This is a genomic window from Streptomyces sp. NPDC050610 (assembly GCF_040654875.1).
Lineage (GTDB): Bacteria > Actinomycetota > Actinomycetes > Streptomycetales > Streptomycetaceae > Streptomyces.
Map to the genome: position 1 here is coordinate 1 of NZ_JBFAIV010000044.1, position 12,344 is coordinate 12,344.

Genomic DNA, 12,344 nt, shown 5'->3' on the forward strand with positions numbered 1-12,344 from the left:
GGACCCTGTGGGAGAGTAGGACGCCGCCGAACAATTTTTAAGCCGGTGTCCCGGGCCTTATGGCCTGGGACACCGGCATTTTTGCGTTCACGGGGGAGTCGGAACCTATAAGGGGCGCGGCCCCCGTCCCCCGGGGCGGCGTCGGCGCAGGGGCCGGCGGGTGGTGGGCGCTGTCTGCGTGTGGTCCGCCGTGGGATCAAGTGTTCTGCGGCCATCTGCGTGACTCACGCCACGCCGAGGTTCGTCCTACGTCCTGATGGTCGGTCAGATTAGTTATCTTTCCTTCGCCATTATTCTATTTTCTGCCCATTTGGGGCAGGAGAAGGACGTGGGGATGCCGTGCCCACCACACAGAGAACTGCCCACCGAGACAAGGACCGTCAGCGCCGGCGCATTCCGGCTCCTGCCGCTGCCCGTGGGGGCGGCCAGGAGGCGGCACGGGACCAGGACAGCGGTCAGAGCTACGACTATGAGCGTTTCAGCCGGTTGGCCGGGCCGCTCACCGAACCAGACCGTACGGGTGACGCGCCGTACCGCGTGCGCTATCACAGCCTGCTCGGCCGTGGGGCGCACCGGGTGCGTACCGCGCTGCTGCTGACCGCGGCGCCGATCGTCTCCCTCGTGCTTCTGGTGTGGCTGATCTGGCCGGACCACTGGGTGCACCGGCAGTACGTCTCGGGCTGGGAGACCGCTGCCGACTGGGTGATGCTGGTCTCCATCGGGCTCCTGGAGACGTTCCGCGTCGTCAACGTGGTCTCCAACGCCCATGCCACGCTGGTGGCCCGCGACCCCGTTCCGGTGACCGCCGAGTCCGGCACCCGGGTGGCGTTCCTGACCAGCTTCGTCCCCGGCAAGGAGCCGATGGACATGCTGCGCGCCACGCTGGAGGGCGCGATGCGGCTGCGGCACGACGGGACGTTGCACGTCTGGCTGCTGGACGAGGGCAATGATCCCGAGGTGCGGCGCATGTGCGAGGAGCTGGGGGTCCGGCACTTCTCGCGCAAAGGGGTGGAGAAGTGGAATCAGCCCAGCGGGTCCTTTCGGGCGAAGACCAAGCACGGCAACTACAACTCGTGGCTGGACGCGCATGGCTCCGGCTATGAGTTCATGGCCTGCGTCGACACCGACCATGTGCCGCTGCCGGAGTTCCTGGAGCGGATGCTCGGCTATTTCCGTGATCCGGATGTGGCGTTCGTCGTCGGCCCCCAGGTGTACGGGAACTACGACAGCACCGTGGCCAAGGCGTCCGAGAGCCAGCAGTTCCTCTTTCACGCGCTCATTCAGCGGGCGGGGAACGCGTACGGGTCCCCGATGTTCGTCGGTACCAACAATTGTGTGCGGGTCAACGCGCTCCAGCAGGTCGGGGGGTTGTTCGACTCGATCACCGAGGACATGGCGACGGGGCTGGAGATCCACCGGCAGCGCAATCCGGAGTCGGGGAACCGGTGGCGTTCCGTCTACACCCCGGATGTGCTGGCCGTGGGTGAGGGGCCCTCTACCTGGACCGATTTCTTCAACCAGCAGCTGCGCTGGAGCCGCGGCACGTACGAGACCCTCTTCCGGCAGTTCTGGCGGGCGGCGTTCACGCTGTCGCCGGGGCGGATGCTGAATTACGCGCTGCTCGTCGCGTACTACCCGATGACCGCGGTGAACTGGATTCTCGGCGGGGTCTCCTGCGTGCTGTTCCTGGGACTCGGGGCCTCGGGAATCCATATCGAGTCGCAGATCTGGATGATGCTGTACAGCGATGCCGCGGCGCTGCAGATCGGGCTCTATCTGTGGAATCGCCGGCACAACGTCAGCCCGCATGAGCCGGAGGGTTCTTCGGGGGCGGCGGGAATGGCGATGTCGGCGTTGTCGGCGCCTTTGTACGCGCGTTCGCTGGTCGGTGCGGTGCTGCGGCGCAAGGCGGGTTTCGTCGTCACCTCGAAGGGTGATTCGGCCAGTCCCGACCGTGTGCGGACGTTCTCCACGCATCTGATGTGGGCGGCGCTGTTCGGCGGCTCGGTCATCGCTTCCGGGTTCCTCGGCCATACCCATATCGCGATGCGCTCCTGGGCCTGTCTCGCCACGGTGATCGCCCTGGCCCCGGTCGCGCTGTGGGTGCTGACGCTCGTACGGGAGCGGCGCGAGGTTCCGGGGGACGGGGCTGTGCGGAGTGAGTCGGGCGGGGCGGGCGCGGGGGAGCGAGCGAAAACGGGTGGCAGTCGGGTTCCGGCTATGGCGGGGCGGGCGGGGCGCGAGGAGAGAGCAGCGGGCAAGGGAGGAGCGCAGTGAAGTACCGTCCCAGTTCACGTACGCGGAAGCTGGCGTTCGGCGCCGCGGCCGTGGTCGTGCTCGGCGGCATGAACGCCCCGGCCGTCTACGGTTTCGCCGAGAGCGCGTACCACGACTACACGATCAACAAGCCGGAGTACATGGCGCGTTACGGCCACTGGGATCTGGTCGACGTGCCGGAGAAGTACCGGATCAATTCGATCCACGCGGCGTTGCTGCACACCGGGAAAGTGCTGATGATCGCCGGTTCCGGCAATGACGAGAAGAACTTCAAGGCGGGCACGTTCCAGAGCGTGCTCTGGGACCCGGTCAAGAACACGTTCAAGGAGATCGACACTCCGAAGGACATGTTCTGCGGCGGCCATGCCCAACTCCCCGACGGGAATCTCCTCGTGGCGGGCGGCACCGCGCGGTACGAGAAGCTCAAGGGCGATGTCACGCGGGCCGGCGGGGCGATGGTGGTGAAGAACGAGGACCCCGACGCCCCGAAGACGCTGCCCAAGGGCACGGTATTCCGGGGGCCGAGCGGCCAGGAGTACGTTTCCCAGGTCAATGTCCTCGTGCCCCGCGCCGAGAAGAAGTTCGCCGAGCATGGAACGGGAACGCGGGCCAAGGGGAAGGTCACCGTTACCGCCGGGCAGGCCCGTGTCTTCGTGGAGGCCGTGCGGAAGGGCGAGAAGGGCATCGCCAACGTGGCGGCGCAGTACGAGATCGTGGGTGAGAAGGGCGCGGACGCCCGTAACCACTACGGTCTGGCCACCAAACTCGGCCTGGACAAGAAGGACTTCCAGGGGCTGAAAGAGGCGTACGAGTTCGACCCGATCGCCGAGCGGTACATTCCCGTCGACTCGATGGCCGAGGCCCGCTGGTACCCGACGCTGGTCACGCTCAAGAACGGCAAGGTGCTGGCCGTATCCGGGCTCGACGACATGGGCGAGATCATTCCGGGGGACAACGAGGTCTACGACCCGAAGTCCAAGAAGTGGTCCGCGGGCCCGCACCGGTATTTCCCCACCTATCCGGCGCTCTTTCTGACCAAGGGCGGCAATCTCTTCTACTCGGGTTCGAACGCCGGGTACGGCCCGGCCGACAAGGGCCGGCGGCCGGGCCTGTGGAACCCCGACGCGAACACCTTCAAGCCGGTGCCGGGGCTGCGCGACAACGATCAGACCGAGACGTCGACGTCCGTGCTGCTGCCGCCCGCCCAGCGCCAGAAGGTCATGATCTTCGGGGGCGGCGGCGTCGGCGAGTCCCACCGCTCCACCGGCCGTACGGCCATCGCGGACCTGACCAAGGACGACCCCGCCTTCCGCCCCGGACCCGGTCTCGGGCGGGGCACCCGGTATCTGAACGCCGTGCTCGCCCCGGACGACTCCGTCTTCACCACGGGCGGCTCGAAGGACTACCGGGGCAAGGGCGCCAGCGACATCCACAAGGCGCAGTTCTACGACCCGGCCCGCCGGGCGTTCCGGCCGGCGGCCGATCCGGCGGTGGGCCGGGACTACCACTCCGAGGCGATGCTGCTGCCGGACGGCCGGATCGCGGTGTTCGGCTCCAACCCGCTCTTCGCGGACCGGGCGAACACCGCCGTCGCCGCCTTCGAGAAGCGCATCGAGGTCTACACCCCGCCGTATCTGTACGGGCGTACGCGACCCAAGCTCGGCGCCGGGCCGACCGAGGTGCGGCGCGGCGGCTCTGCGGAGTTCGCCGTTCCGGCCACGGCCTCCGTGCAGAAAGCGCGGCTCATGCGCCCCAGCGCGGTCACCCACGCCACCGACGTCGAACAGCGCTCCATCGCGCTGGACGTCGAACGGCACGGCGGGAAGCTGAAGGTGAAGGTGCCGCACGACCAGGCGCTGGTTCCGCGCGGCTGGTACATGCTCTTCATCACGGACGGGCGGGGGACGCCGTCGCAGGCCAGGTGGGTTCACGTGCGGTAGCGGTAGCCCCGTCGTCGTAGCGGCGCGTTCATGGGAGCGGAGAAGGTCGGGCGGCCCATCGGTGGCATGTTCACCGGTGGGCCGCCCGTGTGTGCCACCCGCTACGGGCGGTCGTTCGCCCGCCGGTCTTCCGCCCGCCGGTCTGCGGCGGGCTGCTTCTCGGCTGCCGGGTCCGCGGCGGGCCCTCCCCCGGTCGGCTCGCTCATCGCCTCACGTGCCAGCCCGAGCGCGTACTCCGTCCACCACTGCCCCGCGGGCGGGCCGCCGCGGCACGCGCCGTCCGACTCGCCGGGGCGCTTGACCCACAGGTACGCGTCCACGGCCGGGCTGCCCGTCTTCGTGGTCGGCGGCGTGCCGAGGGCCCGGCCCGGCGGGTTGCACCACGGCTCGCCGCCGCGGTTCTCGTGCTCCGGCGCCGGCCCTTTGCCGTTCCTGCTGGTGTCGATCACGTAGTGGGCGCCGCCGAGCGCGGCGGAGAGCCGGTGCCCGTACTCCTGGCTGGCGCGGGTGGTCTGGAAGCTGGAGACGTTGAGCGCGAAGCCGTCGGCCGACTTCACGCCCGCGCTCTTCAGCACGTCGGCGATCTGGTTCACGTCGCGGATCCATCCGGCGTTGCCCGCGTCCACGTACACCGCCGCGCCGGGCCGCGCCTTGAGGGTCCGTACGGCGTCGGCGAGCAGCGAGCGGCGGTCGGAGCGGGAGCCGGGCGCGGGGCGGAGGCCGGCCGCGGAACCCGACTCGGTCTCGGCGTCGACCCGGGACCGCCCGTCGCAGCCGGTCGCGGCCTGGGGCACGGCGTCCGGCTCCAGGATGACGACCGCCCGCCGGCCGGCGATGCCCTCGGCGATCCGGCCGACCCACTGGCGGTACTCCTCGTCGCTCGCCGCGCCGCCCGAGGAGTACTGGCCGCAGTCGCGGCCCGGGATGTTGTACGCGACGAACACCGGGACCTGCCCGGCGCGCGTCGCGTCCTCCGTGGCCTCGCGCACGTGTTCCGCCGGGTCCTTTTCGGTGAGCCAGACGGCCGTGGGCCGGTCCGAGATCCGGCGCAGCAGCGCCGCGTCGCCGGCCCGGCCGCGCTTCTCCACCATGCGGGTCTGGTGCTGCGCCTGGCTGTTCGGGTCGACCCAGAACGGCGAGTACTGATCCGGGGTGGTGTCGGTGGCGGGGGCGGGGTTCGGGATGGTGGCGGGGGCGGCGCGGGCGTCGTGGCCGGATGCCCAGCCGATGGCGGTCAGCAGCCCCAAGGACATCAGCAGCCCCGTGGCCGCTCTTGCGGAGCGAGTCCGTCCGCTCGCGCGCTGCTCGGTCATGGAATGCCTTTCGCTCGCGCCCCGGTGACACCTCGGCAACCGGCCGACCCGACAACCTTCACAGGTGACAGACCGTCATGCCGCGATTTGCTGCGCCGAACGGGGCCGTGTGGCGGTACGCGGCGACGAGCGGCCGACGGACCGTCAGGCCAGGTACGGCAGGTCCGCGGCGGAGCGGCGGCCGAGGAGGGGCTCGCCGCGCAGATGGCGGGCGACCTCGTCGACCGCGTACGCGCCGAGGCGGCGGGCCTCGCTGCCCTGGGCCCCGGCGATATGCGGGGTGACCAGCACATTGGGGAGGGCGAGCAGCGGGTGGCCGGCGGGCAGCGGCTCGGGGTCCGTGACGTCGAGGAACGCGTCGAGGCGGCCCGTGGCGCACTCGCGGGTGAGGGCGTCCGTGTCGATGAGGGAACCGCGCGCGGTGTTGACGACCGTACCGCCGTCGGGGATGAGGGCGAGCCGCCGCGCGTTCAGCATGCCGATGGTGTCCGGGAGTTCGGGGGCGTGCACGGTGACGATGCCGGCGGTCCGGCAGAGTTCGTCGAGGCCGGTCGGCTCCGTGCCGAGCCGCGCGGCGTCGTCCTCGCGTACGTACGGGTCGTGCAGCAGGAGCCGGTGGCCGCGGTCGGAGTCGCGGAGCCGGGCGATGACGAGGCGGCCGATGCGGGAGGCGCCGATGACGCCGATGGTGCGGGCGTCGGCGCCCCGGCGGTCGCGGAACGCGGGCCAGCCGCCGGGGTAGGCGGCGGCCGTCGGCAGGGCCTTCTTCGCGGCCAGGACGATGGCGGCGAGGGTGAAGTCGGCGACCGGCCCGGCGTTGGCGTCGGCCGCCGACGAGACGGCGATGCCGCGGGCCCAGAGCGCCTCGCTGACCAGGGCTTTGACCGAACCGGCGGCGTGCAGTACGGCCCGCAGCCGGGGCGCGTGCGCCAGGACGTCCGCGGTCAGCGGGGGACAGCCCCAGCCGGTGACGAGGAGGTCGGTACGGGCCAGGACCGTACGGGCCGCCGGGGTGTCCAGCGGTCCGGTGAGCGGGTCCGGGTGCAGGTCGGTGAGGCGGGCGAGGCGGGCGCGCAGCTCCGGGGGGAGCACGGCCTCGGCCTCGTCGGCGCCCATGGCCATGGCGGCGGTCGGTCGCTCCGGCACGCGCTGCCCCCTCGGTCGGCGGCGGGCGGTTTCCGCCGGGCGGGCGGAGGCTATGGGGTCGGCGGGGGAGCGGGCAAGGGGGCCTGGGCGCGTACGAGGGCGTGCGGGGGAGCGCGGGCGGGAGAATTCGGCGCTACTGGGGTGGCGGGGCCGGGAGTATTCGGCTTTGCCGGGGTGGCGGGTCAGGCGTATCTCCGGCCTTACCGGGGCCGCGGGGCCGGGGGCATCCGGCCTTACCGGGGCGGCGGGGCCGGGGGCATCCGGCCTTACCGGGACTGCGGGGCCCGGAGTATCCGGCTTTACCGGGGCCGCGGGGCCGGGCGATCATCTGCTGATGGACTACATCATCAGACCCGTACGCCCCGATGAGTGGGCCGAGAGCAAGGCCCTGCGGCTGGCCGCCCTCGCCGATCCAGACGCTTCCGTCGCCTTCGTCACCACCCTCGCCGAGGCACACGCCCGCCCCGACGGCTACTGGCAGGAGCGCACCCGCGTCACCGCGGCGGGTGAGACGGCGCTCGCCTTCGTCGCCGAGAGCCCGGCCGGGGAGTGGGCGGGGACCGTGACCGCCCAGGTCGAGAAGCCGGACGGCCCGGACGCGGAGCACATCTTCGGCGGGGCCCCGAGCGCCCCGCAGACGCAGCTCATCGGCGTCTACGTACGGCCCGAGCACCGGGGTACCGGTCTCGCGCAGGAGCTGGTACGGGCGGGGGTCGAGTGGTCCTGGTCCCTCGCGGACCCGTGCATGGAGCGCGTACGTCTCCACGTCCACCAGCAGAACCTCCGGGCGCTGGCCTTCTACCGCAAGCTCGGCTTCGAGCCGACCGGGCGGACCCCGGACATGCCGGGCCGGCCCGGGGAGCGGGAGTACGAGCTGGCGCTGTCGCGGCCGGAGGCGTGAGGGGCGCGATGGACGCGATGGACGGGGTGGACGGGGCGCCGTTGGCCGGTGTGCTGAGGCGGGCGCGTGTGCTCAGGGCCGAGGATGGAGTGAGCAGCCGCAGCCGCCTGTGACCGCTGTGCCGTTGGTCGGCGGGGTGCTGTCGGCGGCGGCTTTTTCGACGGTGGTGAGCAGGCGGCGGCGTTCCGCGGCGTCGATGAGGCGGCCGCGCAGGACCACGGAGTCGATCTTCCGGGTGTTGCGGATGTCGTGGAGCGGGTCGGCGTCGAGTACGAGGAGGTCGGCGGTCTTGCCCTCCTCGACGGTTCCGGTGCGGTCGGCGAGGCCGAGGAAGTGGGCCGGGGTGCGGGTCGCGGACTGGAGGGACTGCATGGGGGTCAGGCCGGCCTCGGCCAGGAGGGCCAGTTCGTCGTGGAGGGCGAAGCCCGGCACCGCGTAGCCCGTGCCAGTGTCCGTGCCGGCGAGGAGCGGTACGCCGCACCGGTGCAGTTCGCCGACGAGGCGCAGGCGGTGGGCGTAGGCCGTCCGGACCAGTTCGGCCTGTTCCGCCGTGCGGCCGCCGATCAGGCTCTCCAGGATGTCGGGCCAGGACGCGGTCATCCAGCGCGGCAGATACGTCCACTCGGGCGCGTGCGAGGGCAGTTCGCCCGGGCGCTCCAGCATGTGATGGACCGTCAGCGTCGGGGTGACGTACGTGCCGTTGGCCGCCAGGCGGTGGAAGAGGGACCTCGCGCGCTCGCGGTCGTAGGCCCGTACCGCCTGGCCCTCCAGGTCGTGGATCTGCTGGAACCAGCGGTGGTAGCGGTCCAGGCTGCTCGGCACCGGGTCGAGGCGGACCTCGGCGAGGCCGCGGCGGATGTCCGTCTCCCGTTCCCGCGAGGCCGTCGACAGCAGGAGCGCGTGCAGGTGCTCGATGCTGCGCTGGCCCGCGCCGCTCGCCTCGGCGACCGGCACGGTGTCGGGGCAGTGCCCCGCGAACGGGATGCCCTGGCGGCGGGCCTCGTCCGCGACCGCGAGATACGCCTCGCGGGAGAGCCGGGAGTAGACCTTCACGAAGTCCGCGCCGTCCGCCTTGACCTGGCGCACCGCGTGGCGGCCGGCGTGTTCGTCGCCCACCAGGATGACGGAGCCCGCGTCGCCGGACCACAGGGACGGCGTCCCGTCGACCATCGCGCTGCCGATGACCCAGCGGGGGCCGAGCAGCTCCCCCTGGCGGATCTTCCGCCGCCACTCGTGGTGCAGCGGCTCGCCCCACATCTCGCGGACCGTCGTGATGCCGGTGAGCGGATAGAGCGGCGGGGCGATGTCCTCCAGCGCCGGGCTGTGGACGTGCGCGTCGACCAGGCCGGGTATCAGGTACTTGCCGGTGAGGTCCGCGGTCCGTACGCCCTCGGGCACCGGGACCTCGGCGGACCTGCCGATCGTGGTGATCCGGCCGTCTTCGACGAGCACCGTCCTGTCGTGGGCGGGCCCGGCGCCGGTGCCGTCGATCACGGTGGCGTGCGTCAGCGCGAGAACATCCCGCGCGCCGTCGGTCACTTCAGTGGACATGGGTTCCGCCTTCGCTGCTCGCCGGGTGGTGCTCCGACTCTCGCGGAACGCGGCGCGCGAAGCAGTGGGGGCAGCAGGCGGATCGGGGGTGCTGTCAGTGCTACCGCGTGAGGGGGCGGTGGGGCCACCGGGCGCGGGCCTGCTCCTCGGAGCGCATCAGGGCGAGCGTCACGAGCCCCTTCGGCGCGCCGTCGGCGAGCAGTTCCGGCAGGGCGGGCAGCGGGGCGACGGCGGCGACATCGTCCAGCACGCACGTGAGTGGTGGGTCGAGCCGACCGGCGGGTGACCGTTCGGCCACGCTCCGGCCGTGCTCGACCACGCTGGCGGCGAGTGCGGTGAGCAGCGGCATCGCACCCGGGTGGGTGCGAGGGTCCTCAATCGCCTCACCCACAACGTAAAGCGTGCCCGTTTCGGCGATGAATGACTCCAAAGCGAGCGAATCCGCTCGATGGGCGTTGCAAGCGTCGCGGATATGGATCGAGGAGAGCGCCGCCAGGGCACGCGCCACCAGCTCCTGCGCCCGGTCGCGGCGGTCCGGGTGCCCCGTGAGCGTGGCCTCCAGCTCGCCGGCCGCGCCGGTCGCGGCCTTGGCGTCGGTGCGCAGGATGCGTACGGGCTCGTGCGCGCCGTTCCCCTGCGCCCAGCGGTGTACGAGCCGGAACGGCCGGCCGCCCACGGCGGCGGCGTGCAGCCAGCAGCGCAGCAGGGTCTCGGCGGCCTCCGCCGTCGAGGAGTCGAGCGAGCCGGACGGCCGTACGGGCGCCAGGAGCGCGGCGGCGCGGGCGGCGGCCGTCTCGCGGGACTCGCAGCCCTCGGCGGGGTTCCAGCGCAGCCGGTCCGGGGTGTCGAGGAGGTGGCTCGGGTCGTAGGCGTGCGTCGGGCCGAGCTTGGCGCGCGAGTCCTTGGTGTCGGCCCACAGGGCCGGGTCGCTGGTGACGACGAGGACGGGGCCGGGGGCTTCCAGCACGGCGAGCAGGGCGGCGTCGCCGTGCGAGGTTCCGTAGTGGAGGCCGGTCGGTGCGGCGGGGGTGCGGGGGGCGGGCACGGCTGCCGTCCAGGGGAGGGCGCTGCCGGGGGTGACGGTCGTGGCGGCTGATGTTGGGGAGTCGACTGGGGCCGGTGGGGCTGGGGATGTCGTCGGCTCGGTGTTCGGGGGGACTTGGGCGGCTGGGGGGCTGCTCCCCGGAATCGCCGTCGCCGCCTCGGGCGCGGCAGCCACGGCCGGCGACGCGGCGGCGACCTCATGCGGACCGGCGGCGACTTCATGCGGACCGGCCGCGCCCGGTGGCGTCCCGGTGGGCCCGTACGCGGCCGCGGCGCCCGTAGCGGCGGGTGCGGCGGAAGCGGCCTCCGCCCGGCGTGCCCGCCGTACCGCCTTCCACCGCGCGTACGTGCCCATCGCGAAGACGGTCAGCACGGTCAGCAGCATCAGTTCGCTGATGAGGACGCCCCAGAACAGCCCGTACCCGGAGAGGGCGTCGTGCGGGGCGTCCGGCCAGGCGGTGGCGAGGTCGTGCGGGGACGTCAGGAGGCGGCGTATGGCCAGGGGGGTGCGGGTGAAGGTGACGCCGTCGGGCCAGGAGCCGTGGGCGAAGAGGGCCGCCAGGCCGGTGCCCGTCCAGACCAGCACCGTCAGCCCCAGCAGAAACGCCAGCAGGCCGACCAGCAGGCCGTCCGGGATGCCCCGCTGGCCGTCGCGTCTCGGTCTCGGCGCCGAGGGCCCTGAGGGGCCTGGGGCTCCAGAGGGGCCCGAGGCTCCTGAGGGTCCCGAAGGGCCTGAAGGTCCCGAGAAGGTCATCTCACGCCACCGTCGGCTCGGACGACCCGTACGCCTCGTCCGAGAGCCGGTCTTCCAGCGCCGCCGCCGCCCGTTCCGCCGCCGCGGCCTCCGCCGCCAGCTCCATGGCCAGGCCGTCCTCCGTCATGGCCCGGTCGGTGTAGACGAGCGGCCGTTCCGCCTCCGTGATCAGGTGTTTGACGACCTGTACGTTGCCGTTGACGTCCCACACCGCGATGCCGGGGGTGAGCGTCGGGATGATCTCGACCGCCCAGCGGGGCAGCCCCAGGACCAGGCCCGTGGCCCGCGCCTCGTCGGCCTTCTGGGCGTAGACGGTGCGGGTGGAGGCCATCTTCAGGATCGCGGCGGCCTCGCGCGCGGCCGAGCCGTCCACCACGTCGGAGAGGTGGTGGACGACGGCGACGAAGGAGAGGCCGAGGCGGCGGCCGAACTTCAGCAGCCGCTGGAAGAGCTGGGCGACGAACGGCGAGTTGATGATGTGCCACGCCTCCTCGACCAGGAAGATCCGCTTCTTCCGGTCGGGGCGGATCCAGGTGTGCTCCAGCCAGACGCCCACGATGGCCATCAGGATCGGCATGGCGATGGAGTTGCGGTCGATGTGCGAGAGGTCGAAGACGATCAGCGGGGCGTCCAGGTCGATGCCGGCCGACGTCGGGCCGTCGAACATGCCGCGCAGGTCGCCGTCGACCAGCCGGTCCAGCACCAGCGCGACGTCCAGGCCCCACGCCCGTACGTCGTCTATGTCGACGTTCATCGCCTCCGCGGACTCCGCCTCGGGGTGGCGCAGCCGCTCGACGATGTCGGCCAGCACCGGCTGCCGGTCCGTGATCGTCTCGTTCACATGGGAGTGCGCGACCTTGAGCGCGAAGCCGGCGCGCTCGTCGAGCCCGTGGCCCATCGCGACCTCGATGATCGTGCGGAGCAGGGCCAGCTGGCCCGTCGTGGTGATCGAGGGGTCGAGGGGGTTGAGGCGGATGCCGCCGTTGAGGGCGGCCATCGGGTCGAGCCGGACGGGGGTGATCCCCAGCTCCTCGGCGATGAGGTTCCACTCGCCGACGCCGTCCTCGCCCTGCGCGTCGAGCACGACCACCTGGCGGTCGCGGAACCGAAGCTGGCGCAGGACGTACGTCTTCTCCAGCGCCGACTTGCCGTTGCCGGACTCGCCGAGCACCAGCCAGTGCGGCGCGGGGAGCTGCTGCCCGTACAGCTGGAAGGGGTCGTAGATGTACCCCTTGCCGCTGTACACCTCGCGTCCGATGATCACGCCCGAGTCGCCCAGGCCGGGCGCGGCGGTGGGCAGATAGACGGCCTGGGCCTGGCCGGTGGAGGTTCTGACGGGCAGCCGGGTCGTCTCCACCTTTCCGAAGAGGAAGCTGGTGAACGCCTCGGACAGTGCGGCGAGCGGATCGAGCACGGCT

General features: G+C 72.0%; 8 protein-coding genes. 3 read left to right on the forward strand and 5 right to left on the reverse strand.

Annotated elements, in window-relative coordinates; genetic code table 11:
* Window positions 1-486 precede the first annotated feature (486 nt).
* Window positions 487-2,277 (forward strand): cellulose synthase catalytic subunit, encoded by a 1,791-nt coding sequence (locus AB0I22_RS34930; RefSeq protein WP_363135076.1) that lies wholly within the window; start codon window positions 487-489, stop codon window positions 2,275-2,277.
* Window positions 2,274-4,217: a kelch motif-containing protein gene (locus AB0I22_RS34935; protein ID WP_363135026.1), complete on the forward strand. Its 1,944-nt coding sequence runs from the start codon at window positions 2,274-2,276 to the stop codon at window positions 4,215-4,217. Before AB0I22_RS34930 ends, AB0I22_RS34935 begins: the two co-directional genes overlap by 4 nt.
* Before the next feature lie 101 nt (window positions 4,218-4,318).
* Here AB0I22_RS34935 and AB0I22_RS34940 read toward each other — a convergent pair whose 3' ends face one another.
* On the reverse strand, window positions 4,319-5,530 hold the full coding sequence (locus AB0I22_RS34940) for a glycoside hydrolase family 6 protein (RefSeq protein ID WP_363135027.1): 1,212 nt from the start codon (window positions 5,528-5,530) through the stop codon (window positions 4,319-4,321).
* A gap of 144 nt (window positions 5,531-5,674) precedes the next feature.
* Window positions 5,675-6,676, reverse strand: coding sequence for a hydroxyacid dehydrogenase (locus AB0I22_RS34945; RefSeq protein WP_363135028.1), 1,002 nt, complete (start codon window positions 6,674-6,676; stop codon window positions 5,675-5,677).
* Window positions 6,677-7,010: 334 nt separating this feature from the next.
* Between AB0I22_RS34945 and AB0I22_RS34950 the strand changes: the two genes are divergently transcribed.
* Window positions 7,011-7,577: a GNAT family N-acetyltransferase gene (locus tag AB0I22_RS34950; RefSeq protein WP_363135029.1), complete on the forward strand. Its 567-nt coding sequence runs from the start codon at window positions 7,011-7,013 to the stop codon at window positions 7,575-7,577.
* A 72-nt stretch (window positions 7,578-7,649) separates the two neighbouring features.
* On the opposite strand, the gene AB0I22_RS34955 is transcribed toward AB0I22_RS34950, so the two are convergent.
* The 3 genes from AB0I22_RS34955 to AB0I22_RS34965 all read right to left on the reverse strand — a co-directional run bounded on the left by AB0I22_RS34955 (window position 7,650) and on the right by AB0I22_RS34965 (window position 12,340).
* On the reverse strand, window positions 7,650-9,128 hold the full coding sequence (locus AB0I22_RS34955; protein WP_363135030.1) for an amidohydrolase family protein: 1,479 nt from the start codon (window positions 9,126-9,128) through the stop codon (window positions 7,650-7,652).
* 100 nt (window positions 9,129-9,228) lie between these two features.
* Window positions 9,229-10,758, reverse strand: a complete 1,530-nt coding sequence (locus tag AB0I22_RS34960) for a type VI secretion protein (protein WP_363135031.1) — start codon at window positions 10,756-10,758, stop codon at window positions 9,229-9,231.
* Between the two features lie 169 nt (window positions 10,759-10,927).
* A complete protein-coding gene (locus AB0I22_RS34965) occupies window positions 10,928-12,340 on the reverse strand; it encodes an ATP-binding protein (RefSeq protein ID WP_363135032.1) in 1,413 nt (470 codons plus the stop codon).
* Window positions 12,341-12,344: the final 4 nt, after the last annotated feature.